Below are 25,052 nucleotides of genomic sequence, written 5' to 3'. Positions count from 1 at the left end.
CAAGAAAGTTGCGCCGTTCACGGTCCAGCCCCTTGCGCCTATCGCAAATGCGGTAAAATCTTCGCAACTGCGAGATTGCATAGGGGGTACTAGCTCATGTCGCAGACCACGAAACGACTTACGGGAGCGGCTGCGCTCCTTCTTCCCACACTCTGTCTCATGGTCGCCGGCGTGGCCAATGCACAGGACGCCGCGCCCGCCTTGCTCGGCCACCAGGCTGCGCTTGAGTTGGACAGCGCCGGCGCCTCATGGCTCGGCACCTCGACCGCCCTGGTTCTGCTGATGACCCTCCCCGGTCTAGCGCTGTTCTATGGCGGCATGGTGCGCAAGAAGAACGTCATCGCCACCATCACCCAGTCCGTCGGCGTCTTCGCCGTGGTGTCGCTGGTTTGGTTCATCGCCGGCTACAGCCTGGCCTTCGGCAAGAACGCGAGCGCCGGCCTTCAGCCTTTCATCGGCAGTCTGGATATGCTGTTCCTGAACGGCGTGTCGCTGAAGACGGCCAACGCCCTGCTGCCCGGCATTCCCGAGTTCCTGTTCATCTCCTTCCAGATGACCTTCGCCATCATCACCCCGGCGCTGATCACCGGCGCCTTCGCCGAGCGGTTCAAATACTCGGCGCTCTTGCTGTTCACCGCCCTGTGGTCGCTGCTGGTCTATGCGCCGATCTGCCACTGGGTCTGGGGCGGCGGCTTCCTGGGTTCGGCGGGCGTGCTGGACTTCGCGGGCGGCGCCGTCGTTCACGTCAACTCGGGCGTCGCGGGCCTGGTCTGCGCCTTCTTCCTGGGTCGCCGTAAGGGTTACGGCACAGAGGTTATCACCGCCCACAACCCCGTCCTGACCATGATCGGCGCCTCGCTGCTGCTGGTCGGCTGGATCGGCTTCAACGCCGGCTCGGCGGGCGCCGCCAACGACCTGATGGGCGTGGCGCTGCTGAACACCATCCTGGCCGCCGCCGCCGCCGCCCTGACCTGGAAGATCGTCGAATATATTGAGAAGAAGAAGGTCTCGCTGATCGGCATGCTGTCGGGTGTCGTCGCCGGTCTGGTCGCCATCACCCCGGCGGCCGGCTTCGTCGATCCCAAGGGCGCGGTCATCATCGGCCTGATCGCCGGCCCGGCCTGCTACGCCTCGTCGGTGTGGATCAAGAAGCTGCTGCGCTACGACGACAGCCTGGACGCCTTCGGCATCCACGGCGCGGGCGGCCTGATCGGCGCCCTGCTGACCGGCGTGTTCGCCACGACCGCGATCAACAGCCTGTCGGAAGGCGCCAACGTCGGCGCCCAGGCGCTGGGCCTGTTGTGGACCATCGTCTACAGCGCCGTCGGCACCCTGATCATCCTGTTCATCTGCAAGTTCACCACGGGACTGCGCGTGAGCGAGGCTGAAGAAGCCGCCGGTCTGGACACCTCGCTGCATGGCGAGGCGCTGGAACACTGAGCTGAGATCGGGCTCGGCTCCCAAACCCGCGCCCGGCCTCGAATAACGACAACAAGGGGATAGACTATGAAGAAGACCATCATCCGCGCGGCCGCCGTCGCGACCCTCGCCGCAGGACTGATCGGCCTCGCCGCGCCGGCCTCGGCCCAGAGCACCGTCGATGTCGCCTGGAACGTGGGCGTCGTCAGCGACTATGTGTTCCGCGGTTTCAGCCAGACCGGTGAAGATCCCGCCATTCAGGGCGGCGTCGACCTGACCTCGGGCAGCTTCTATGCAGGCGCCTGGGCCTCCAACGTCGACTTTGGCGACGACACCGATGCGGAGGTCGATCTCTACGGCGGCTATCGCACCGAGGCGGGGGGCTTCGCGCTCGACTTCGGCGCGATCGGCTATCTGTATGTCGGAGAGCCGAACGGCGCGGACTACAACTATGCCGAGTTCAAGGCTGCGGCCTCGCGCGCGGTCGGTCCCGCCACCTTTGGCGCGGCCGTCTATTACTCGCCCGACTTCTTCGGCATCGACGACGAGGCGACTTATGCCGAGGTCAACGCCGCCTTCTCGCCGGCGCCCAAGTGGACGGTGTCGGGCGCGCTCGGCAAGCAATGGCTCGACGTCAGCGACGACTACACCACCTGGAACGTCGGCGTTGGCTATGCCCTGACCGACAAGGTAGGCCTTGATGTCCGCTATCATGACACCGATGTGGACGGCGTGCCCGGCGCGGAAGACCGCATCGTCGGGGCGGTGAAACTCACCTTCTGACCCGCGTCAGCCCGAGATGAGTACGGCCCCGGAGAGCGATCTCCGGGGCCGTTTTCGTATCAGCGGGCGTAGCGGTCGTGGACCGGATCGTAGCTGTCCCAGACCTTGCCGTCGGCCAGCGACCGCAGCAGCTTCAGATATTCCGCGTGGGTCCAGGCCAGGGGCGTCGCCGAGTCCGTATTCTGACCCACAGCGTAGTCCTTGGCCGTCGGGTTGCCGACGCCGTCCCACACTTGTTCGGCCAGCATCAGCCCGCCGTTGGCGAACCGCTCCATGCCGCGCACATAGGTCTGGCGGATGGCGGCGATGTCGGCGGCCGAGGGGGCGCCGTTCACGCTGACGCGAGCCAGCTCATAGTGACCGCGCTCGCCGGTGAAGAAGGGCCAGACCCGGCCGCGCTGACCGGGGCTCATCTCGCCGCCGACGCCATAGTTGGCGCCCGTGACGTGATCCTCGCCATAGCCATCGACGCCATAACGGCGCCAGCCCGGCGTCTTGTCGCCCTCGGGACCGAAGTCGTAGCGAACGCGATAAAGCGGCTCCAGCGACTGATCGTCATAGACTGGCAGGGTGGCCAGGATGTGCGGATCGTCGGCCTTGCGCACGCCATAGCGCACCAGTTCCAGGAAGCCGCCGTCAACGACCCGGTCTTCGGCCGGCGCGATCTGGCCATTGGCGGCGCCGATGGGGGCCTTGTCGTTCGGGTTCTCGTTCTGGGTGATGCGGATGAAGTAGCGACCGTCGCCGAAGTCGCCGTTGGTGGTGAACATCCGCTCTTCGATTTTGGACGCATAGCTGTCGGCCGCGATCTGATAGCGCGTCGCGCCGGCGGCGTCGCCTGAGGCGCGCGCCATTTCGGCGGCGACCGTCAGGCCCGCGACCACGGCGGCGGTGCTGGAAGGCGAATAGCCCTGCTGCTCTTCCCAGCGTTCCTGCTGGGTGAAGGGCGGCTTGATCTCCGCGTCGTTCCACATCAGCCCAATTTTGCCGCCGTCGACCAGGAAGTCGGCCGCCGGTTTCAGCATGGACCGATAGTGTTCGGTCATCTGGGCGTCCGACAGCCAGCCCATCTTCCACAGGCGATAGCCCAGCATGATCGGCATAGCGGTCTGATCCAACTGGACCGCGACCCACTCCAGTTCGCCGTCCACGTGCGTCTTCTGCAGGAACCAGCCGCCGACGCCGGTGTTGCCGGGCGTGTTCGGACCGACCTGAACCTGGGGCAGATAGTTGAAGGCCGCCAGCGGCGTGTCCTTGTCGCCCAGAGCCGCCAGAGCCATCGCCACCTGATAGAAGTCGCGCGGCCAGACGGCCTTGTAGCCGGTCGAGGATTTCGACGCGTCCACCGTATCGCCCCACGGGTTCGAGAGTGACGCGATCAGGGCGCCGGCGTGGGTGCGATCCTCCTGCACCTTCAGCATTAGAGCCGAGGCGTAGGCCAGCTTGCCCCCGTCGGTCGCCTGTTCGGCGATGCGCGGCAGTTCGGTCAGGGAGCCGACATAGTCTTCCCAGCCGACGCGCTCGCCCTCGCCGTTGAAGCGGGCCAGCACCTCGTCCAGACCAGTCGCGAAAGAACCGTCCGCAGCTGCGCGCGCCTCAGCTTCGCTGGCGCCGAAGCCGATGACGAAGTCGCGCGTGATCCGGCTGCTTTGGCGCAGACGCGGCAGGGCGCCGGTCATCATGGTGTTGCCGGCCTGATCGCCGGTCGAGGCGTAGGTCCAGTCCAGCTTGCCGTCCTTCAGATCCGTCAGACCGTCCGAGGCGCCGACGAAGCCGACGCTGGCCTTTTCGAAGGCTTCGCTTGGCTTCAGGAACAGGTGAGTATCGCCTTCCCAGGCGTGGAAGCCGTCACGTGTGACCTGACCGCGATCGTCGACGCCGGTATTCGCGATGTGCGGCTCCAGCATCAGATAGGGCGTCACATCGCCCTTCAGCGCCGTAATGGTGACGCGCAGCACCAGGGCGTTGCGGTCGGGATCGCTGAAGATCTGCTTTTCGATCTGGAAGCGGCCGTTCTTGTCCTGGGTCGTGACGCGATAGGCCGGCGAGAGCGGACGCCCCTGGGCGTCGACGTGCAGATATTCGGTGCGGCTGGTGGTGTCGTCGCCTTCGACGACCAGACCGTCCTGGGTCACGCCGGCGAAGCGCAGCGCCTTGATCTGGGCCTCATGGATCAGGCCGTACATGGTTTCGGTCAGGACGCCGTCGGCGATGGAATACCAGACCTTGGACACCGCGCCGGTCGGGCCGCCGTCGCGATACTGGCCATCGACGTAGGCCTCGTATGAGGCGCCGGCGCCGGTCTTAGCCGCGCTGGACCAGACGGGCGGGGCGCCGGGCGCGCCGGGGGCGACGCCCGATTGGGCGCTTGCGGCGGAAGCGAGGGCCAGGCCGGCGGCTCCGGCGAGGCAGAAGGTACGGAAGTGACGCATTGTGGTCCTCACGGGTTGCGCGTGGGGGCGGGGGAAAGAAGGAAGGTCAAAGGCACGTCCAGCCGCTGGTTCCAGGACGCTTCATTGTGCTGGGCGCCGGGGAAGACCAGGCTGCGGAAATCGCCGGCGCCATAGCCGCGACGGCGGAAGGTCTGGTCCACCTGGGTCTGGAAGATGGCGTAGAACTGATCCAGCGTCTCGTCGCCCCGGTCGAAATAGAAGCGGTGGTGGCCCGGCGCTGGCAGGCCGCGTTCGATCACGCCGGTCCAGGCGGCGACTAGCCGCGTGCGCCAGGCGTCCAGCGCCGCGCCGGGCTCAAGCCCTTCGACCTTCAGCGGCCAATGGGTGGACAGGCAGGCGGCGGCGGAAAAAACCTGCGGCTGTTTCATCACCGCATACATGGAGATCAGGCCGCCCATGCTGGAGCCGGCGATCATCGTGTCCTGCGGTCCGCTCAGGGTGCGGTAGGCGCTGTCGATGAAGGGCTTCAACTCCTCGACCAGGAACCGCAGATAGGCGTCGGACAAGGACGGGCCGCCGTAGATGGCCTGGACCTCGTCTCGCATGTCGGCGGGCAGGGCGGCGATCAGGTCGGCGGGGACATATTCCCTCAGCCGCAGGTTGGTGTTCCAGACCCCGACGACGATTGGAGCCCGCACCTGGCCGCTCGCGATTAGCCGCGTCAGGTGCTCGTCCACGCCCCATTCGCCGAAGTTGGCCGTGGCCGGATCGAACAGGTTCTGGCCGTCGTGCATGTAGAGGACGGGATAGGTATCATCGGACGCCTCGTAGCCGGGCGGCAGCCAGACCGAGACGTTGCGCGCCTTCACATGGGCCGACGCGACCGCCTCATGCAGCACCAACCGCCCGCCTGCGAGGGCGCCGTCGGCGCGCGCCGCGCCGGCGAAGGGCAGGGCGGCCATGAGGGCCAGAAGACTCCGACGGTTCATCCGCGATGCTCCTTGACCATCAGCGCGCTGGCGGCTGCCAGGACGAAGGAGAGGGCGCCCAGCACCAGGGCCCAGATCGCCTGACCATCGAACAGGGTCTTCAGGATCAGGCCCAGAACAGTCGCGGCCAGCAGCTGGGGCACGACGATGAAGATGTTGAAGACGCCCATATAGACGCCCATTTTTCGGTCCGGCACCGCCGCCGACAGGATGGCGTAGGGCATGGAGACGATCGACGCCCAGGCGAAGCCGACGCCGATCATCGGCAGCCACAAGAGGCCCGGCTCGCGGATGGCGAAGACGCCGAACAGGCCGGCCGCGCCCAGCATCAGCATCAGCGCATGGGTCGCCTTTCGCCCGATGCGTTTGGCGATGACCGGCAGGGTGAAGGCCGCCAGGGCCGCCACGCCGTTGTAGACGCCGAACAGAACCCCCACCCAGTCTGCGCCCGTGGCGTAGGCTGCCGAGGTGGTGTCGGTGGCTCCGTAATGGACGCGGGTCACGGCCGCGGTGGTGTAGATCCACATGGCGAACAGGGCGAACCAGCTGAAGAACTGAACCACGGCCAGGCCGCGCATCGTCTCGGGCATGCGGAAGATGTCGTTCAGGATTTCGGTCGCGGCGTTGGTGATGCGGCGACGTTGCATCATGCCCACGGCGATCTGCAGCAGGCCGAACCCGGCGAAGAAGCCCGCAAGGATCAGCAGCTCCTTCTCCAGATCGAGCGCGCCGATCAGCACGAAACCCAGCCCGCCGAGGACGGCGCAGACCAGGCCCGACGTCATCCAGCCCTGGACGCTGCGGGCCGGCGCTTCGGCCTCGACGGGCGCGGTCGGCGCGTCGTCTCGGGCGCGTTCGAAGGCCGCGATCTGTTCGGGGCTGTATTCCCTGGTCGACAGCACGGTCCACAGCACGGCCGAGAACAGGCCGGCGGCGCCGACGTAGAAGGCGATCTTGACCGACAGGGGCACCATGCCCGCCTCGGCGGTCGAGGCGATGTCGAAGACGTTGGACAACAGCCACGGCAGGACTGAGGCGAAGACTGCGCCGGCGCCGATGAAGAAGCTTTGCATCGCATAGCCGGCGGTGCGCTGCTCCTCCGGCAGGTTGTCGCCGACGAAGGCGCGGAACGGCTCCATGGTGATGTTGATCGAGGCGTCCATGATCCACAGCATGGCTGCGGCGAACCACAGGCTGGGGCTGTTGGGCATGGCGATCAGGGCCAGGGTGGTGGCGATGGCCCCGACCAGGAAATAGGGCCGCCGCCGGCCGAAGCGGGTCCAGGTCTTGTCGCTGAAATGGCCGATGATCGGCTGGACCAGCAAGCCCGTCAGCGGAGCGGCGATCCACAGGATCGCCAGGCTGTCGACCTCGGCGCCCAGCGTCTGGAAGATCCGGCTGGTGTTGGCGTTCTGCAGGCCGAAGCCGATCTGGATGCCGAAGAAGCCGACGCACATGTTCCAGATCGCCAGGCCGGACAGGCGCGGGCGGTGCGAGAGCAGGCTCATCCGCGTCGCGCCCGGCCGACCGGCACGAACCGGATCGCCTGACCGCCGCCGGGGGCCAGCGCCAGGGTCAGGGTGTCAGACGACGTCACCTCGCGCTGCTCGATGACGATGTCCTCGCGCTTGCCGCGATAGTCGGCGTCCGGCCCGTCGCGATAGATTTCGGCGCGGTAGCGGCGCCCGGCGTCCAGGAAGTCGAGCGGGGCCTGCAGCACGCGCGGATGCTCGTCGGTGACGGCGCCCAGGACCCAGACATCCGTGCCGCGCTGTTTGCGAACCGTGACGACGTAGTCGCCCATGGCGGCGTCCAGCGTACGGCTCTCGCTCCAGTCGACCGGCACATCCTTGATGAACTGGAACGGGCCGGGGTTGGCCTCGTAGTTGACCAGCAGGTCGGCCGCCATCTGGATAGGGCTGTAGATCACGACATAGAGCGCCAGCTGCTTGGCCCAGGTCGTCTGCACGCCGCCGGGGCTGCGTGTCTCCATGCCGAAGATGCCGGGCGTATAGTCCATCGGCCCGGCCAAGAGGCGGGTGAAGACCAGATTCGGCTCATGCTCGGGCGGATTGCCGGGATTGCCCCAGGCCGAATATTCCATGCCGCGCTGACCCTCGCGGCTGATGATGTTTGGATAGGTGCGGCGAAGGCCGGTGTCCTTGAACGGCTCGTGAGCGTTGACGGCGACCTTGTGGCGATAGCCGGCCTCGACCACGCGCATGTGGTGCTGCGCCATCGCCTGGCTTTCGTGCCAGGCCATGACCATCTGTCCGTCCGGCCCGGCGACGCGTGCGCCTTGCGCATCAGCGACATAGCCGGTCTTTACTAAATGGACGCCGAGGCGCTCATAAAGCGCCATGGCCGGCTCGAGCTGCTGCTCATAGTGGAAGGCGTTGCCGCCGGTCTCGTGGTGGCCGATCAGCTGCACGCCCTTTGACCGCGCGTGGGCGCAGACGGCCTCAATGTCGAAATCGGGATAGGCCTCGGTGAAGCTGAAGTCCGCGCCGTTGGCGAACCACTGGCCGTCCCAGCCCTTGTTCCAGCCTTCGACCAGAACGCCACCCAGGCCGTGTTTGGCGGCGAAGTCGATGTGTTTGATCGCATTCTCGGTCGTCGCGCCGTGTTTGGGCCCGGAGTTCCAGGTCTTCAGGTCCAGGTGCATCTCCCACCAGACGCCGACGTATTTCATCGGCTTGAACCAGCTGACATCGCCCAGCGTGTTGGGCTCGTTCAGGTTCAGGATCAGGCTGGAATCCAGCAGGCCCGCGGCGCTGTCGGAGATTTGCAGGGTCCGCCAGGGCGTGTTGAACGGCGCCTCGCGCACTACCGCCGCATTGGTCAAGCCCGGCGTCAGCTGAGCGCGGAACTTCGTTTCCTCCGACCGGCGCAGGTTCATCCCCGCATAGTCGATGCAGGCCGCCTCGTGGATGGAGACATGCAAGCCCGACTGGCCCCGAACCGTCATCGGCGTCTGGGCGCTGCCGACCGCATCGATCGGCGTGCGGCTGTAGAGATATTCCTCTCGGTTCCATTCCCAGGCCGGGCACCACAGGGCCTCGCCGTTTTCGGCCAGGTTGAACTCGGTGATCTCCGAACCGATGCGGACGGTGGTCAGGCCGGCCTGCTGCGGGAACTCATACCGGAAGCCCAGACCGTCGTCGTACAGGCGGAAGACCACGTCGACGCGGCGTTGCAGACCGCCGGTCTCGGCATAGGCGACGCGCCATTCGTTGTAGTGGTTGCGGATGAACTGCCGCTCGCCCCAAGGCTGCTCCCAGGTGTCGTCGACCGCGATCGGCTGGCCTGCGGTCAGGGTCAGGCCGCGCTCGATGGCCGGGGCGTCGGTCAAGAGGAAGCCTAGCTTGGACGGCGCCACGACGACCCGGCCCTGACGCAGCACCGAATACATCGGCCGCCCGTCATTGTCGGTGAAGGCCTCGACGGTCAGCACGCCGCCGGGCGAGGACGCCCGGGCATGGTTCGGCGCGGTCTGGGCGCGCACGCCCGTCGCCCCCAGAGCCAGGATCGATACGCCGCCAAGGGCCAGGAAGGATCTGCGCTGCATCATGGGAACTCCGTTACGCCGCCTCTTGCCAACCGCCGCGAACGGTGGCTGAAATATTTGCAGAAAATTTTGCAGCTTCACCATGCTGCTGTGAGGACCCGCGACCTTGAGCCGCAAGACAACCCGTCTGGAAGACATCGCCCGCCTGGCTGGCGTGTCCATCGCCACCGCCTCGCGCGCCCTGAACGACAGCCCCGCCGTCAACGACCGGACCAAACAGACGATCTGGAAGCTGGCCAAGGAACACGACTACCCGTTCCGCCGCCACATGCCCGCCGGTCCGATCGGCGCCCAGGGCACCATCGCCCTGGTGGTGCCGCGCCCGCAGGGGCGCGAAGGGCGCCTCAGCGACCCCTTCTTCCTGGAGCTTCTGGCCGGGGTGGGCGAGGCGGCGCGCGAACGCGGCTGCGACCTGCTGATGAGCCATATTTCGCCCGCCAACTATGACGAGCTGTCGGCGGCGCTGAACACCAGCCGGGCGGACGGCGTGATCTTCCTGGGTCAATCCAGCCTGCATTCGGCCTTCAACCGTCTGGTCGACGCCGACCATCGTTTCGTCGTCTGGGGCGCCGAACTGCCCGACCAGGACTATTGCTCGATCGGCTCGGACAACATCTCGGGCGGGCGCCGCGCGACGCTGCATCTGGCGCGGCTGGGGCGCAAGCGCATCGTCTTCTTGGGCGATCTGGATCCGCCCGAGGCCATGCAGCGGCATCGCGGCTATCTGGACGCCATGAGCCAGAGCGGGCTGGACGTGGACGCCGACCTGATCGTGCCTGCGCATTTCGAGGTCGAATCCGCCGAGGCCGCCGTGGACGCCCTGATCCGACGCGGCCTGGATTTCGATGGCGTCGTGGCTGCGTCCGACCAGATCGCGCTCGGCGCCGTGCGTGCCCTGTTGCACGCCGGCGTCGAGGTGCCGGGGCAGGTCTCGGTCATCGGTTTCGACAATGTGCCGTTCAGCCGCTACTCGCGCCCGGCACTCAGCACCATCGCCCAGGACACGATGAAGGCCGGCCGTTTGATGGTGTCCAAACTGCTGGATCACGGCGGCGCCGCAGCAGGCCGTTCCGAGCGCGTTCCGACCGAGTTGATCGTTCGCGAGACCTGCGGCGGCTGACCCCGTCATCCGGCGTCGGCGAAGATCAGGCCGGCCAGCGGCCTCAGCGTCGACCCGTCCGTCTCTGTCCAGTTGACCGCCGCGATCCGGCGCGCGCCGGCAGGCGCAAACCAGTCCACGGCTTCGAAGCCCAGGTTGAACACGCACAGCAGACGCTCGCCGCCCTCGGCCCGTTCGAACCGGCGGAAGACCACCAGATCGCCCGCGCTCTCGATCTCCAACCCGCCGATCCGCAGCGCCGGATGGGCCTGACGCAGGGCGATGATGCGGCGCGCGGCGTGCAGGATCGATGTCGGATCCGCCTCCTGCGCATCCACGGCCAGCGCCAGATGGCGCGGATCGACCGGCAGCCAGGGCTCCACCGTCGAGAAGCCGGCGTTGGGCGCCGAGGCCACCCAGGGAATCGGCGTGCGGGCGCCGTCGCGGCCCAGGGTCTCAGGCCAGTTGGCGATGGCCTCGGGATCGACCAGCCGATCGAACGGCACCTCGGCCTGAGGCAGCCCCAGCTCTTCGCCCTGATAGACGAAGACATTGCCGCGCAGGCACATCAGCAACAGCAGGGCCATTTCCGAGAAGGCCTTCTCGTCCCGGCCCTGGGCCCAACGCGACACCGCGCGCGGCGCATCGTGGTTGGAGAAGGTCCAGGACGGCCAGCCCTCGCCCTGCTGATCCGGCCACATTCCATCGCCCACGCCGATCAGTTCGCTCTTCAGCGTATCGGCATACAGATAGAGGAAGCCGTAGGCCGAGTGCAGACGGTCGTTGCCGGCGGTGAATTCCTTCATCTCGCGATCGGCATGATCACCGCCGACCTCCGCCACCGTGAACCGGCCTTCATAGCTGTCGGTCAGGGCGCGGATGCGGTTCAAGAATCCGATGATGTCCGGGTGGGACTGGTTGTAGATCTTGTCCTGGAAGTCGAACGGCCGCGTGCGCTTCTTGCCGTCCTGGATCGGCGGATTGTCGCGCAGGGACGGATCGTGGATCGCGAAGTTGATCGCGTCCAGACGGAAGCCGTCCACCCCCCGATCCAGCCAGAACCGCGCCGCTGCGATCAGGGCGTCTTGAACCGCCGGGTTCCTGACATTCAGCTGAGGCTGCGAGGCCAGGAAGTTGTGCATGTAGTACTGGCCGCGCCGCGCGTCCCAGGTCCAGGCCGGGCCGCCGAACACCGACTGCCAGTTCGAGGGCGGCGAGCCGTCCGGCTTGGCGTCGGCCCAGACGTACCAGTCGGCGTGCTCACCGTTTCGGCTGGCGCGGCTGTCGGTGAACCAGGGATGTTCGTCCGAGGTGTGGGAGAAGACCTGATCGATGACGACCTTCAGCCCCAGGGCATGGGCGCGCGCGATCAGGGCGTCGAAGTCGGCCAATGTGCCGAAGATCGGATCGACGTCGCAATAGTCCGACACGTCATAGCCGAAGTCCTTCATCGGCGACGTGAAGAAGGGCGACAGCCAGATGCCATCCACGCCTAGAGAGGCGACGTGGTCGAGGTGCTGGGTGATCCCCTTCAGATCGCCGACGCCGTCGTCGTTGGAGTCGGCGAAGCTGCGCGGATAGATCTGATACAGCACCGCGCCGCGCCACCAGTCGTGCGCCAATGCGGGGGCGGCGTCAGCCGTGGAAAGATCGAGGGGCAGGGCAGTCACGGCACGCTCTTGCAGACGAGGTAATCGAGGGGGGGCACGCGAACGGCGACGCTGGCGGGCGCGGAGGATTCGGGTGTGCAATCGCCGCGCAGAGCTTGCCACCGCAGCGAGCCGGGCTCCACTTCGACTTGAGCGGCGACGGGCGCGGTGGAGGAGTTGAACAAGGCCAGGATCTCCGATCCATCCTCGCCGATGCGAGACATTGCGAACAGACCAGGCTTGTCGCCATAGGCGCGCACGACCTGACGACCGCGTCGCAGGGCCGGCTCTTGGGCGCGGATGCGGGTCATCTCTGCGATCGCTTGATACAGGGGCGCGTCGGTGGAATAGGCCGGCTGGCGACCGCCGACGGGCGTCTCGTTCGCATAGACCGGCGTGCGGCTGGGCCACATGTCTTGGCGCGAATTTCCATAACCGCCCGCGCCTGCGAAACCCTGCTCGTCGCCGTAGTACAGTGTCGGCACGCCCCGGCTGAACATCATCAGGGCATGGGCCAGTTTGATGCGCGCCAGCACCTCGGCGTCGTCGGCGTTCGGATTGGCCTGTTTCACGAAGAAGCCGACCCGGCCCATGTCATGGTTGCCCAGGAAGGTCGGCAGGATGGCGGCGGTCTCAGCGCCCTTGTCATAGATGGTGTCGGCGTCGAACAGCTTGGCCAAGGCGTCGGTTCCGACCTTGCCGGCCGCCACATCGGTCGCCTGCTTCTGGAACGGAAAGTCCAGCACCGCCGGATAGCCGTCGACCCGCGTGAACCGCGCCGTCACTGCCGGATCAGGGTCATAGACCTCGCCGAAGATGTGGAAGTTCGGGATGCCGTTGGCCTCGGCGCGGGCGATCATGGCGGGGATGAAGGCCTGCCAGAAGCCCGGGTTCACATGGCGGGCGGTGTCGATGCGGAAGCCGTCGATCCCGTATTTGTCGATCCAGCCGCCGAAGATGTCGATCATGCCCTGGATGACCACCGGGTCCTCGGTCAGCAGGTCGTCCAGCCCGGCGAAGTCGCCGTCCAGGCTGCTTTCGCCGGTGAAGGTGCTCTCGCCCCGGTTATGATAGTGGATCGGGTCGTTCAGCCAGGCCGGAACCTTGGCGTTCTCCTCGCCCGCCGGGACATAGGGCGTGTAGGCGTAGTCGGGCCGGGTCAGGCGCGAGAAGTCCCGACCGTCGAAGCCCTCATTGATCGGCGCGCCGTCAACGCCGCCGCGACGGGTGTAGGGATAGTCGGCGCGGCTGCGATAGGCGCAGCGACCCTCCGGGCATTCGCGATACTGGATGACGTCGGCGGTGTGATTAGCGACGATGTCCAGATAGACCTTCATGCCGCGCGCGTGGGCCGCCTCGACCAGGGCGCGCATCGCAGCCTCGTCGCCGAGATGCGGATCGACGGCAGTGAAGTCGGTGATCCAGTAGCCGTGGTGCGCCGCGCCGGTATAGCCGCCATGGCTCTGCACGGGCTTGTTCTTGAACACGGGCGCCAGCCAGACCGCCGTCGCGCCCAGCCCCTGGATATAGTCCAGCTGTTGGGTCACGCCGGCCAAGTCGCCGCCGTGATAGAAATCGGTATCGGCCGGATCAAACCCGCTTTTCAGCCGGTCGGCGGCGTAACCGCCGTGGTCGTTCGATGCATCGCCATTGGCGAAGCGATCCGGCAGCAGGAAGTAGATCACCTCGTCCTGAGGCAGACGTTGACGCAGGGCCGACAGGGCGTCTGCGGCCTGGCGGGTTTGCGCCGTCGTCGGCGTTGCAAAGCCGCTAAGCAGAGCCGCCGCCGCCATTGCTGCGTGCAGTCTGGCCCTTCTGGGGGTTCCCCTTGCCATGACGCTCACTCCCTTGCGTCTGGAAAGTGCAAAGCCTTCCAGATCGATTTGCAAGATTTTGCAGCAATGGGCGGGGCTGTCAACGCGTCGCTGAAATGCTGCAATGCGCCATGAGAATAGCGCGAAACCGCACATCCCCGCGCCTTGGCGGGCCATGAACGGGCGCGAAGTGCGACGGAAATCAGACGTCCGCATTAACTGCTTGCAACATTCCAAAAGATTTGCATATTTTTGCGACGGCTTCAGATCGCGACGTTCAGAATCGCGGTCAGCCCCAGGGAGGATGACCATGTTCCAACGTCTCAACCGGCGCGCGCGCCTGCTATCCGGCGTCGCCTTCGGCGCAGCCGCCCTGATGGCGGTCGGCTCGGCCCACGCACAAACCGCGCCCGCCACGACGGCGCAGGCCGACGACCAAGCCACCGAAGTCGGTGAAATCGTCGTAACCGGCATTCGTCGTTCGATCGAAGCCGCGATCTCGGCCAAGGCCAACAACACCTCGATCGTCGAAGTCATCTCGGCTGAAGACATCGGCAAGCTGCCGGACGTCTCGATCGCCGAATCCCTGGCGCGCCTGCCGGGCGTGACGATGCAGCGCCTCGACGGCCGCAGCCAGGCGATCTCCATCCGGGGCCTGGGCCCTGACTTCACCACCGCCCTGCTGAACGGGCGCGAACTGGTCACGACCGGCGACAACCGCGGCGTCGAGTTCGACCAGTTCCCCGCCGAACTGCTGAACAGCGTCGTCGTCTACAAGACCCCGGACGCGGCCCTGATCGGTCAAGGACTGGGCGGCACCGTCGACCTGCGCACCGTTCGCCCGCTGGCCTACGGCCGTCAGGCCATCGCCATGAACTATCGCCACGAGTGGAACGAGCTGGGCGCCCTGAACTCGGGCACGACCGACAACGGCGACCGTTACACCATCTCCTACATCGACCAGTTCCTGGACGGCACGCTGGGCGTGGCCCTGGGCTACGCCCACATGAGCTCGCCCTATCAGTCCGAGCGTTTCAACGCCTGGGGCTATCCCAACTACACGGACGGCAATCTGCTGACCGGCGGCGTGAAGCCCTATGTGATGTCGTCGGAGCTGGAGCGCGACGGCTATATGGGCGTGCTGGAATGGCGCCCGAACGATCGCATCCACTCCACGATCGACGCCTTCTATTCCGAATTCAAGAACACCCAGGTTCTGCGCGGCATCGAGTTCCCGCTGGCTTGGGGTGGTTCCTCTGGTGATTGCACCGTGAACGTCCCGTCGGCGGTCTGCCGTCCGGCGCCGTCGCTGCGTCCCGGCTACACTGTCGAAGACGGCCTCATCGTCGCCGGCACCTGGGACAACATCAAGGGCGTGGTTCGCAACGACCTGAACAAGCGCGACAGCAACATCACCGCCTTGGGCTGGAACACCGAGTTCACGCTCAGCGACGACTGGTCGGCGAACCTGGACCTCAGCTATTCGAAGGTCGAGCGTAACGACATCATCCTGGAAACCAACGCCGGCACCGGCCGCAACGTCAACGGCGCGTTGGACACTCTGGGCTTTGAACTGACCGACGACGGCGTGACCCGCTTCACCAGCCGTCTGAACTACGCCGATCCAAACCTGATCCGTATCACCAGCCCGCAAGGCTGGGGCGGCGACGTCATTCCGGGCGGTCAGGCCGGCTATATGAACACGCCCTCCATCGAGGACGAGATCAAAGCGGCTCGCTTCTCCGTGACGCGCCAACTGCACCAGAGCCCGTTCAAGTCGATCGACTTCGGCGCCAACTATACCGAGCGTCAGAAGAGCTTCGTCAACGATCAGTTCTATCTCGGCGTCCCCGGCGGCGGCGATTTGACCGTGCCTTCGGCCTTCCTGCTGGACCCGACCGACCTCGGCTATCTCGGCATCAGCGCCGTGCTGAGCTACGACGCTCTCGGCCTGGTCAACAGCGGCGCGTTGAACCGCGTCCGCAACCCGAACGCCGACGTCACCGCAGGCAACTGGGAAGTGACGGAAAAGGTCTCGACCGCCTACGTCCGCGCCAACATCGATCACAACCTGTTCGGCCGAGCCCTGACCGGCAACGTCGGCATGCAGTTCGTCTATACCGACCAAAGCTCCAGCGGCTTCTCGGCGCGGCAGGTCGGACCGGGCGTCTCCGAGACCATCGCGGTGACGGGCGGCGACGAGTATCTGGAGATTTTGCCTAGCGCGAACTTCATCCTGGAAACCGGCGAGGACATGTTCGCGCGTCTGGCGGTTTCGCGCACCCTGGCCCGTCCGCGCATGGACGATATGCGCGCCTCGCGAAACTACAGCTATAACCCCAGCTTGGCCCAATCGACCGACATCAACCGTTCCCCCTGGGGCGGCGGCGGCGGCAACCCGGAACTGCGGCCGTATATCGCCGACGTGATCGACGTGTCGTTCGAGAAGTATTTCGCCAACCGCAAGGGCTACATCTCGTTGGCGGCTTTCTACAAGAACCTGGAAAGCTACGTCTTTAATCGCAATCAGATTTTCGACTTCACCGGCTATCCGATCGGCGTAATTTCGCCGACAAACCCCGAGCCGGCGTTGCGCCAAGGCCTGGTCGGCGCGCCTGACAACGGCGAAGGCGGCTGGATCAAGGGTCTCGAGCTTTCGATCTCGGCGCCGTTCGACATCTTCCATCCGGCCCTGGAAGGTTTCGGCGCCCAGTTCAGCGCTTCGACCACGGACAGCGAAGTCCAGCCCGATCCGACCCAGGCCCCGACCGCTCTGCCGGGTCTGTCGGAAAACGTGATCAACGGCTCGCTCTACTACGAGCGCTATGGCTTCCAGTCGCGGATTTCGGCCCGCTATCGCTCGGATTACCTGGGCGAGGTCGCCGGCTTCGGCAACGGCCGCACCCTGCGTTCGGTGGCCGCTGAAACGGTTGTCGACGCCCAGGTCGGCTATGAGTTCCAGTCCGGTCCGCTGGAAGGCCTGTCGGTTCTGGCTCAGGTCAACAACCTGACCGACGAGCCGTTCAAGACCTTCGAGAACGGCGATGAGCGCCGGACCATCGACTATCAGCACTACGGCCGCACCTTCGCGGTCGGGCTGAACTACAAGTTCTGATTTCCCCTCTCTTCTGAGCAAACTTGGGCCGCCGCGTTCGCGAGGCGGCCCTTTTCTTTGCCTGCACCACGGGGCGAGGGAAAAGTTTCGTTACAGAGGGCGCTTTTCGGCTGGACGCGCCTTTCGCGATGTCCGAACCAAGCAGGATGAGAACCGCGCGACCACAGCGCGGCCGTTCGATTTTACTGGGGGATCATTCATGACCGTTCCGGACGCCGGAAAACGCCAGGGTGCAGGCCTGGCCTTCGCCTATGTCACCACGCTGTTCTTCGCCTGGGGCTTCGCCACCTCGCTGATCGATCCGCTGATCGCGGCGGTGAAGCGGGTGTTCGACCTGAACAACGCCGAGGCCTTCCTGACCACCTTCGCCTGGTTCATCGCCTACGGGCTGATGTCTCTGCCGGCGGCCTCAGTGCTCAGCAAGCTGGGTTACAGCCGCTCGATCATCGGCGCCTTGATCGTCATGGTCGCAGGCTGTTTGATCGTGCCGGCCGCCACCGCCGCCGACTGGTATCCTGGCGTGCTGATCGCCCTGTTCGTCATCGCCTCGGGCGTGACCCTGCTGCAGGTCGCGGCCAACCCGCTGGTCGCCGAACTGGGCAGCCCCAAGGGCGCCTCCAGCCGACTGAACCTGTCGCAGGCCTTCAACTCGCTGGGCACGACTGTCGGTCCCTGGCTGGGCTCGCACGTCCTGCTGACGGGCGGCGTCTTCGCCGCCGGCGCCGTGGTGACCGCCGCGACCCGCACCCAGTCGCTGCGCAGCATCGACATGGCCTTCCTGGGCATGGGCGCCTTCTTCGCCTTGATCGCCGTCTTCATCTTCACCGCGCGCAAGAAGATCAATGCGGCGGCGCCGGAGTTTCACAACGCGGTCTCGCCGCTGAAGGCGCTGTCGTCGCCGTGGGCCGTGTTCGGCGCCCTGGCCATCTTCCTCTACGTCGGTTCCGAAGTCGCCATCGGCGGCATGCTGACCAACTTCCTGGAAAGCCCCGACATCCTAAACGCCCCCATCGAGACGGCGGGCAAGATGGTCGCCTTGTACTGGGGCGGCGCAATGGTCGGCCGCTTCATCGGCTCGCTCGTCCTGACCAAGGTGCGCCCCGGCGTCGTCCTGGCCTTCTGCACCGTCGCGGCGGCCGTCCTGTGCCTGACCGTCAGCCAGATCGGCGGCCCGACGGCAGCCTATGCCGTCCTGTCGATCGGCCTGTTCAACTCGATCATGTTCCCGACCATCTTCACCCTGACCCTGGAACGCTCGACCGCTCCGACGTCGGCGACGTCGGGCCTGCTGGTGTTCGGCATCATCGGCGGCGCCCTGCTGCCCCAGGTCGCGGCGCATATCGCCGATGCGGCCGGCAAGCTTCAGCCCGCCTTCATCGTGCCGATGCTGGGCTACGTCGGCCTGACGATCTTCGCCATCGGTTGCATCCGCACCAAGGCGCGGACCGAAGTGACCTCGACCGCCTCGCACTGAGCCGGTCGTCAGACAAGACAAAGGGCGCGGAGGTCAGCCTCCGCGCCCTTTTTCGTTTCGGCGATGGGATCAGCCGTCGATCAGGGACTGAAGAATGGGCGCCAGTCGGTCGCGCATTTCCTCACATTGGGCGGGTTCGATGTTGAAGCTGCCGCCGCCCAGCTCACGACTGACCGACATGCCCATGATGAAGCCTGCCAAGAGCCGCGCGCGGACGGTGGCGTCCGGCCCGCTCAGCCATTCCTCCAGCGGACCGAAGAAGCGCTGAGTGCAGGTGTTCTGAACCATCTCCGACGCCGTTGCCGAGCCGATGGAGCGCAGCATGATCGACATGCCCTTCAGCTTTTCGGCCTTCTTGGGTTCAAAGACGATCTCATGCGCCACGCGCCGTCCGAAGTCGGCCTTTTCGCCCTGCATCAGCGCGCTGCCGTCGCCGCAACTGTCCAGCGCGGCCAGGAACAGGTCGTCCTTGGAGCCGAAGTAGCGGCTGATCAGGGCCGCATCGACACCGACGTCGCGGGCGATGTCGCGCATGCCCACGTCGTCATAGCTCTCGGCCGCGAATCTCTCGCGCGCAGCATCGAGAATGGCCGTGCGCGTGGCGGCGGCGTTTCTCGGGCGTGGGCCGGGACATAACAAGGTGATGACACTCCACAGACAATAACCGTAGATCACATATGGCTTTGTCAACGCCTGTTGACAAGCGCCACGGCTCCGACCATTAAGTCACAACCGTTGACAAGGCCGACTCCCCATCGGCCTATGTCCGCACGACAGGGATTTACCTCCGACAGGGAGATGCGCAGATGCGCGGGCTGAAGATTGCGGCGGTATCCGTCATGGTGACGGGTGCGCTTTACGGTTGTTCCCCAAAGGCAGAGGCGCCGGCGCAAGGCGCGCCGCCCGTGACGGTGGCCGTGCCGCTGAAGCAGCAGGTGCGGGACTGGGACGAGTTCACCGGGCGCTTCGAAGCGGTCGAAAGCGTGGATGTGCGCGCCCGCGTCGGCGGCTATATTCAGGCGGTTCACTTCCGCGACGGACAGATGGTTCAGAAGGGCCAGCTGCTGTTCACCCTGGATCCGCGCCCGGCCCAGGCCGCGCTGGCCCAGGCTCAGGCCCAGGTCGCTCAGGCCCAGTCGCAGCTGTCGCTGGCCCGCGCCAACCTGGCCCGCAGCGAGGCTCTGTTGGCCTCGCAAGCTGTGTCCAAGGCCGAATATGATTCCAACAAGGCGGCCGTCGATGCGGCCCAGGCCAATCTGGCGGCTGGCAACGCCGCTGTTCGCAATGCGCGTCTGAACCTGGAATACACCCGCGTCACCGCGCCGACCTCGGGTCGCGTATCCGACCGTCGCGTCGATCCGGGCAATCTCGTCGCCGGCGGCTCGTCGGCTGGAGACATCCTGACCACCATCATTTCCGGCGGCCCGATCCACTTCGTCTTCGACGGTTCGGAAGCGGTTCTGCTGAAGTATCTACGTCAGGGCGGCGCCAATCAGGGTGCGGTCGTCAACGTGCGCCTGCAGGACGAAAGCACCTACAAGCATACCGGCCGTCTCGACTTCGCTGACAATGCCGTGGACACCGCTTCGGGCGTGATCCGTCTGCGCGCCATCCTGCCCAACGCCGACGGCTTCCTGCGCCCCGGCATGTTCGGCAGCGCCCAGGTCGCGGGCGCCGGCGCCTATGACGCCCTGCTGGTGCCGGATTCGGCCATCGGCACCGATCAGGCCCGCCGCACCGTCGCTGTGGTCAACGCCGACGGCACCGTGACCAACAAGGCCGTCCAGCTCGGCCCGATCGTCCAGGGCCTGCGCGTCGTTCGTTCCGGCCTGGCTCCGACTGACCGCGTCATCATCGCGGGTCTGCAACGCGCCGCCCAGCCGGGCTCCAAGGTCACGCCAAAGAACGGCAAGATCGAACCCGTCGCAGGCAACGCCTCCCAGGCGCCGGTGACGCAGGCGGCTCCGGCATCCAGCGCCTCCTTCGCCAACAGCCTGCCGGCCGGCTAAGTCATGAATATCTCCCGCTTCTTCATCGACCGGCCGATCTTCGCGGCCGTGATTTCGGTGGTGATCACGATCATCGGGATCGCCGCCTATCCCTTGCTGCCCCTGTCGCAGTATCCCGAGATCGCGCCCCCGACGATCACGATTAACGCCGCCTACCCCGGCGCCTCGGCCGAGACCCTGGCCGAAACCGTCGCCGCCCCCATCGAGCAGGAGGTGAACGGCGTCGAGAACATGCTCTACATCTCCTCCTCGTCCACGTCGGACGGGACGGTGGCCATCACTGTGACCTTCCAGCCGGGAACGGATCTGGATGCTGCTCAGGTGCTGGTCCAGAACCGGGTCGCCTTGGCCGAGCCTCGACTCCCGGAAGCGGTTCGCCAGACGGGCGTCGTGGTCAACAAGGCCGAGAGCGGCTTCCTGATGATCCTGGGTTTGACGTCGCCTGACGGCACGTTGGACAACGACTATGTCGGCAACTACGCCAACTCCACGCTTCGGGATCGTCTGCTGCGGATCGAGGGCGTCGGCGCAGTTCAGCTCTTCGGCGGCGGCAACTATTCGATGCGCGTATGGATCGACCCGGCCAAGGCCGCCGAGCGCGGTCTGACGGGCCCTGAGATCGTCTCGGCCCTCCGCGCCCAGAACGTGCAGGCCGCCGCCGGCTCCATCGGCCAACCTCCCTTCCCGAACAACGCCGCTGCGTTCCAATTGCCTGTTCAGGTTCAGGGGCGTCTGAGCGATCCCAATGAGTTCGCCAACGTCGTGCTGAAGACGGACGCCGAGGGTCGCGTCACCTACCTGCGCGACGTCGCGCGGATCGAACTGGGCGCCCAGGATTACGGCATCCGCGGCTTCTTCGACGGCCAACGCGGCGTCGGCGTCGCGATCGTTCAGCAGCCGGGGGCGAACGCCTTGGGCACGGCTGATCGGGTCCTCAAGGAAGTCGAGGCCGTCAAGGGCGAACTGCCGGCCGGCATGGCCATCTCGGTGCCTTACAATCCGACCGAGTTCGTCGCCGCCTCGGTGGAGTCGGTTCAGCACACCCTGGTCGAGGCCGTCATCCTGGTCATCATCGTGGTCATGGTCTTTCTTCAGACCTGGCGCGCGGCCATCATTCCCATCGTCGCCATCCCCGTCGCTCTGGTCGGCACCTTCGCGGTGCAGCTGGCGCTGGGCTATTCGATCAACTCCCTGTCCCTGTTCGCCCTGGTCCTTGCGGTCGGCATCGTGGTCGATGACGCCATCGTCGTGGTCGAGAACGTGGAGCGCGCGATCAGCGAAGGCCTCAGTCCCAAGGAGGCCGCTTATCGATCGATGCAGGAGGTCTCCGGCGCCCTGATCGCCATCGGCCTGGTGCTGGTGTCGGTGTTCGTGCCGACGATGTTCGTGCCCGGCATCCCCGGCATCTTCTATCGCCAGTTCGCGGTCGTCATCGCATCGGCCTCGGTCATCTCGCTGTTCGTGTCGCTGACGCTGTCGCCGGCCATGGCCGCCCTACTGCTGAAGCCGCACAAGAAGGATCATGAACATGCCCGCAAGCCGGGCGTCCTGGGTGCGGTGGTCTACTACGGCGGCTGGGCCGGGCGGAAGTTCAACGACGGCTTCGACTGGCTGTCGGATCGCTACGGTCGTTTGACGGCACGTCTGATCCGTACGGTCGGCCTGGTGCTGATCATCTATGCCGGTCTGCTGGGCCTCACCGCCTGGCGGTTGATCGATACTCCTTCGGGCTTCATTCCTGAACAGGATCAGGGCTTCCTGATCGGCGTTATCCAACTGCCCGCCGGTGCGTCGCTGGATCGTACGGAAGCGGTGATGACGCGTGCTACAGACATCATCCGCAAGACCGACGGTGTCGACGGCGCCATCGCCTTTGCGGGTCTGGACGGATCAAGCTTCTCCTTCGGCTCGAACGCCGCGACCATCTTCGTGCGTCTGAACCCGTTCGAGGATCGCACCAAGGAGCAGGCCGCCACGGCTCTGGCCGGCGCCATCACCCAGGCGACCGGACAGATCGAGGACGCGCAGATCTTCGTCATCGCCCCCCCGGCGGTCCAGGGTCTGGGCACCGGCAACGGCTTCTCGATGATGATCCAGGACCGCGAAGGCGCCGGCTATCGTCCGCTGGAAGGCGCCACCTTCGCCATGATGGGCGCCGCCGCCCAGAAGCCGACCGAGGTCAGCCAGGTCTTCTCGACCTACAACACGGCCTCGCCGCGCGTGACCGCCGATGTCGATCGCGACAAGGCGCTGATGCTGGGCGTCCAGCCCAGCTCGGTGTTTGACACCTTGGGCGTCTATCTGGGTTCGTCCTACGTCAACGACTTCAACATGCTGGGCCGAACCTTCCGGGTGACGGCGCAGGCGGAGCCGACGGCGCGCGACGACATCGCCGACATCGCCAATCTGAAGACCAAGTCGTCCTCCGGCGCCATGGTGCCGATCGGATCGGTGGCTAATCTGATCGACGACTCCGGTCCGGCGCGGATCGTCCGCTACAACCTGTTCCCGGCGGCCGAGCTTCAGGGCAACGCTGCAGCAGGGGTCTCCTCCGGCGAGGCGCTGCAGGTCATGGAAACCATGGCCGCCCAGACCCTGCCGCAGGGCTTCTCCTACGAATGGACGGGTCTGGCCTATCAGCAGAAGGCGGCGGGTTCCGGCGCGACGGTCATCTTCCTGATGGCGGTGGTGTTCGTCTTCCTGGTGCTGGCGGCTCAGTACGAAGCGTTCACGCTTCCGCTGGCGGTCATTCTGATCGTGCCGATGTGTCTGCTGGCGGCCATCATCGGGGTGAACCTGCGCGGCCTGGACAATAACATCCTGGTCCAGATCGGACTTGTCGTTCTGATCGCGCTTGCGGCCAAGAACGCCATCCTGATCGTCGAGTTCGCCAAACAGGCCGAGGAAGAGCAGGGCATGAACCGGTTCGAGGCTGCGGTCGCCGCCGCCAAGACCCGTCTGCGTCCGATCCTGATGACCTCGTTCGCCTTCATCCTCGGCGTCGTGCCGCTGATGCTGGCCTCGGGGCCGGGCGCGGAGATGCGTCAGTCGCTGGGCACGTCCGTCTTCTCGGGCATGCTGGGCGTGACCTTCTTCGGCCTGATCTTCACGCCGGTCTTCTATGTGGTCTGCCGCTGGCTGTCCTCGAAACTGCCGCAAGGCAAGAAACCGACCCCGACGCCTGACCGTCCTTCGGACCGGCCCGTGCGTTATGACGAAACCAGCGACCTGACCGATCCGAACGCGCCTGCGCCCGCGACCGGCCGGGGAGGGGACATCTGATGACCCGCAACAAGACCCTCAGCTTCCTGACCGCCGCAGCCCAATTGACGGCTTCTGGCGCCCTGCTGACCGCCTGCGCGGTCGGGCCCAAGGCGCCGCCTGCCGACCTGCCCGTCGCCGGGACGGGAGGCTTCATCGGCTCGGCCAGCCCCACCGTCTCGACCGCTTCGGCGCGCGACGACTGGTGGCGGCTGTATGAAGACCCGACGCTGGACGCCTTGATCCAGCAGGCCTTCGCCGAGAACAACCAGCTCGAGGCCGCCTTCGCCAATCTGCGCGCGGTCCGGGCGTCGCTGTCGGAGGCCCGCGTCGGCCGTTTCCCGACCACGACGACCAGCGCCCAGGCCCAGCGCAGCCGCGCCTCGGCCGCTACGGTCCAGGGCCTGCCCGCAGGGCAAGATGCGCCCGAGATCGACACCTATGACGTCGGCATTCAGGCGGCCTATGAGGTCGATCTGTTCGGACGGGTGGGATCCACCATCCGCGCCGCCCGCGCCGACGCCCGCGCCGCCGAGGCTGCGCTTGCCACGGTCCAGGTGACGGTCGCGGCCGAGACGACCCGCGCCTATGCCGACACCTGCTCGGCCAATGCGCAGATCGCGGTGGCCGAACGAACGCTGGAGCTGCAGCGCAATACGGCCAACCTTACCCAGACCCTGCTCGACGGCGGGGCCGGCACCGGGCTGGACGTCGCCAGCGCCCGCGCGGCCCTGGCCCAGACGGCCTCAACCTTGCCGACCCTTCGCGCGGCCCGTAACGAGGCGCTGTTCCGTCTTGCGACCCTGACCGGCCGCACCCCGGCCGAGGCCAGCCAGGCCGCCGCCGCCTGCGTGCGTCCGCCCCAGCTCAACCAGCCGATCCCGGTCGGCGATGGCGCGGCGCTTCTGGCCCGCCGTCCCGACGTGCGCCAAGCCGAGGCTGAACTGGCCGCAGCCGCCGCGCGCGTGAACGTGGCCACCGCCAACCTGTTTCCGCAGATCAGCCTGGGCGGCTCCTTCGGCTCCACCGCGCTGGACGCTGGGGAACTGGGCGACGACCAGAACTTCCGCTTCAGCTTCGGTCCGCTGATCAGCTGGTCCTTCCCCAACGTCTTCGCCGTCCGCGCTCAGATCAAGGCCGCCGGCGCCCGTTCGGATGCGGCGCTGGCGACCTTCGACCAGACCGTGCTGACGGCGCTTCAGGAAACCGAGACGGCGCTCAGCAACTACGCCAACGAACTGGACCGCCGTGCGGCCCTGACCGAAGCCAGGGACCAGGCGGCCCGCGCCGCCGACCTGTCGCGTCTGCGCTTCAACGCCGGCGCCGATAGCTTCTTGCTGGTGCTGGACGCCGAACGCACTCAAGCGGCGGCCGACGCGGCTCTCGCCCAGTCCGACGCCTTGGTCACCACCTACCAGATCGCCCTGTTCCGCGCCTTGGCCGGCGGCTGGCAAGCCGACAGTTGATCGCGTCGCGATG

General features: G+C 66.3%; 15 protein-coding genes. 8 read left to right on the top strand and 7 right to left on the bottom strand.

The features are described 5' to 3' along the window. Nucleotides 1–96 precede the first annotated feature (96 nt). Nucleotides 97–1,440, top strand: coding sequence for an ammonium transporter (locus tag VH88_RS06125; protein ID WP_045810433.1), 1,344 nt, complete (start codon nt 97–99; stop codon nt 1,438–1,440). A 66-nt stretch (nt 1,441–1,506) separates the two neighbouring features. Beyond that, the gene (locus VH88_RS06120) at nt 1,507–2,202 is read left to right on the top strand and encodes a TorF family putative porin (RefSeq protein ID WP_045810432.1); all 696 of its coding nucleotides are present in this window, start codon (nt 1,507–1,509) and stop codon (nt 2,200–2,202) included. Nucleotides 2,203–2,261: 59 nt separating this feature from the next. Here the strand turns inward: VH88_RS06120 and VH88_RS06115 are convergent, their stop codons facing one another. The 4 genes from VH88_RS06115 to VH88_RS06100 are packed head-to-tail and all read right to left on the bottom strand — an operon-like array spanning nt 2,262 to nt 9,155. Further along, on the bottom strand, nt 2,262–4,634 hold the full coding sequence (locus VH88_RS06115; RefSeq protein WP_045810431.1) for a glucan 1,4-alpha-glucosidase: 2,373 nt from the start codon (nt 4,632–4,634) through the stop codon (nt 2,262–2,264). A gap of 8 nt (nt 4,635–4,642) precedes the next feature. Continuing rightward, a complete protein-coding gene (locus tag VH88_RS06110) occupies nt 4,643–5,584 on the bottom strand; it encodes an alpha/beta hydrolase (RefSeq protein WP_052689507.1) in 942 nt (313 codons plus the stop codon). Then, nucleotides 5,581–7,092 carry an MFS transporter gene (locus tag VH88_RS06105; RefSeq protein ID WP_045810430.1) on the bottom strand — a complete coding sequence of 504 codons (1,512 nt, stop codon included), beginning with the start codon at nt 7,090–7,092 and terminating at the stop codon, nt 5,581–5,583. The genes VH88_RS06110 and VH88_RS06105 overlap by 4 nt, the downstream gene beginning before the upstream one ends. Continuing rightward, complete coding sequence (locus VH88_RS06100) at nt 7,089–9,155, bottom strand: glycoside hydrolase family 97 protein (RefSeq protein WP_045810429.1); 2,067 nt, start codon at nt 9,153–9,155, stop codon at nt 7,089–7,091. The genes VH88_RS06105 and VH88_RS06100 overlap by 4 nt, the downstream gene beginning before the upstream one ends. A gap of 103 nt (nt 9,156–9,258) precedes the next feature. On the opposite strand from VH88_RS06100, the gene VH88_RS06095 reads away from it, so the two are divergent. After that, entirely contained in the window at nt 9,259–10,272 is a 1,014-nt protein-coding gene (locus VH88_RS06095; RefSeq protein ID WP_045810428.1) for a LacI family DNA-binding transcriptional regulator, read from the top strand. A gap of 5 nt (nt 10,273–10,277) precedes the next feature. Here VH88_RS06095 and VH88_RS06090 read toward each other — a convergent pair whose 3' ends face one another. Both VH88_RS06090 and VH88_RS06085 read right to left on the bottom strand, forming a co-directional pair. Next, nucleotides 10,278–11,921, bottom strand: coding sequence for an alpha-glucosidase (locus tag VH88_RS06090; RefSeq protein ID WP_231576589.1), 1,644 nt, complete (start codon nt 11,919–11,921; stop codon nt 10,278–10,280). After that, nucleotides 11,918–13,735, bottom strand: a complete 1,818-nt coding sequence (locus VH88_RS06085) for an alpha-amylase family glycosyl hydrolase (RefSeq protein ID WP_082064384.1) — start codon at nt 13,733–13,735, stop codon at nt 11,918–11,920. The genes VH88_RS06090 and VH88_RS06085 overlap by 4 nt, the downstream gene beginning before the upstream one ends. 289 nt (nt 13,736–14,024) lie before the next feature. Here VH88_RS06085 and VH88_RS06080 point away from each other — a divergent pair, with 289 nt between their 5' ends. Together VH88_RS06080 and VH88_RS06075 are read left to right on the top strand one after the other, a co-directional pair. Beyond that, entirely contained in the window at nt 14,025–16,829 is a 2,805-nt protein-coding gene (locus VH88_RS06080; protein WP_197070999.1) for a TonB-dependent receptor, read from the top strand. 199 nt (nt 16,830–17,028) lie between these two features. Further along, on the top strand, nt 17,029–18,303 hold the full coding sequence (locus VH88_RS06075) for a sugar MFS transporter (RefSeq protein WP_045810424.1): 1,275 nt from the start codon (nt 17,029–17,031) through the stop codon (nt 18,301–18,303). 69 nt (nt 18,304–18,372) lie between these two features. On the opposite strand, the gene VH88_RS06070 is transcribed toward VH88_RS06075, so the two are convergent. Beyond that, nucleotides 18,373–18,978 (bottom strand): TetR/AcrR family transcriptional regulator, encoded by a 606-nt coding sequence (locus VH88_RS06070; protein ID WP_231576588.1) that lies wholly within the window; start codon nt 18,976–18,978, stop codon nt 18,373–18,375. A 131-nt stretch (nt 18,979–19,109) separates the two neighbouring features. Here VH88_RS06070 and VH88_RS06065 point away from each other — a divergent pair, with 131 nt between their 5' ends. From VH88_RS06065 to VH88_RS06055, 3 genes are read left to right on the top strand one after another with little or no spacing between them, the layout of a single operon-like run. Continuing rightward, a complete protein-coding gene (locus tag VH88_RS06065; RefSeq protein ID WP_045810422.1) occupies nt 19,110–20,312 on the top strand; it encodes an efflux RND transporter periplasmic adaptor subunit in 1,203 nt (400 codons plus the stop codon). Between the two features lie 3 nt (nt 20,313–20,315). Further along, the gene (locus VH88_RS06060; RefSeq protein ID WP_045810421.1) at nt 20,316–23,594 is read left to right on the top strand and encodes an efflux RND transporter permease subunit; all 3,279 of its coding nucleotides are present in this window, start codon (nt 20,316–20,318) and stop codon (nt 23,592–23,594) included. Continuing rightward, nucleotides 23,594–25,039 (top strand): efflux transporter outer membrane subunit, encoded by a 1,446-nt coding sequence (locus tag VH88_RS06055; protein ID WP_045810420.1) that lies wholly within the window; start codon nt 23,594–23,596, stop codon nt 25,037–25,039. The genes VH88_RS06060 and VH88_RS06055 overlap by 1 nt, the downstream gene beginning before the upstream one ends. The last annotated feature ends 13 nt before the right edge of the window (nt 25,040–25,052 follow it).

The organism is Brevundimonas sp. KM4 (assembly GCF_000964075.1).
GTDB classification, from domain to species: Bacteria; Pseudomonadota; Alphaproteobacteria; order Caulobacterales; family Caulobacteraceae; genus Brevundimonas; species Brevundimonas huaxiensis.
The sequence above is the reverse complement of the archived record's forward strand: the minus strand, read 5'-3'. Positions and strand labels throughout refer to the sequence as shown.

Bases quoted from the DNA above. Each gene is read 5' to 3' on its own strand.
- VH88_RS06120 (WP_045810432.1), top strand. From the start codon at position 1,507: ATGAAGAAGACCATCATCCGCGCGGCCGCCGTCGCGACCCTCGCCGCA.
- VH88_RS06100 (WP_045810429.1), bottom strand. From the start codon at position 9,155: ATGATGCAGCGCAGATCCTTCCTGGCCCTTGGCGGCGTATCGATCCTG.
- VH88_RS06105 (WP_045810430.1), bottom strand. From the start codon at position 7,092: ATGAGCCTGCTCTCGCACCGCCCGCGCCTGTCCGGCCTGGCGATCTGG.
- VH88_RS06110 (WP_052689507.1), bottom strand. From the start codon at position 5,584: ATGAACCGTCGGAGTCTTCTGGCCCTCATGGCCGCCCTGCCCTTCGCC.
- VH88_RS06060 (WP_045810421.1), top strand. From the start codon at position 20,316: ATGAATATCTCCCGCTTCTTCATCGACCGGCCGATCTTCGCGGCCGTG.
- VH88_RS06115 (WP_045810431.1), bottom strand. From the start codon at position 4,634: ATGCGTCACTTCCGTACCTTCTGCCTCGCCGGAGCCGCCGGCCTGGCC.
- VH88_RS06080 (WP_197070999.1), top strand. From the start codon at position 14,025: ATGTTCCAACGTCTCAACCGGCGCGCGCGCCTGCTATCCGGCGTCGCC.
- VH88_RS06085 (WP_082064384.1), bottom strand. From the start codon at position 13,735: ATGGCAAGGGGAACCCCCAGAAGGGCCAGACTGCACGCAGCAATGGCG.
- VH88_RS06055 (WP_045810420.1), top strand. From the start codon at position 23,594: ATGACCCGCAACAAGACCCTCAGCTTCCTGACCGCCGCAGCCCAATTG.
- VH88_RS06065 (WP_045810422.1), top strand. From the start codon at position 19,110: ATGCGCGGGCTGAAGATTGCGGCGGTATCCGTCATGGTGACGGGTGCG.
- VH88_RS06075 (WP_045810424.1), top strand. From the start codon at position 17,029: ATGACCGTTCCGGACGCCGGAAAACGCCAGGGTGCAGGCCTGGCCTTC.
- VH88_RS06125 (WP_045810433.1), top strand. From the start codon at position 97: ATGTCGCAGACCACGAAACGACTTACGGGAGCGGCTGCGCTCCTTCTT.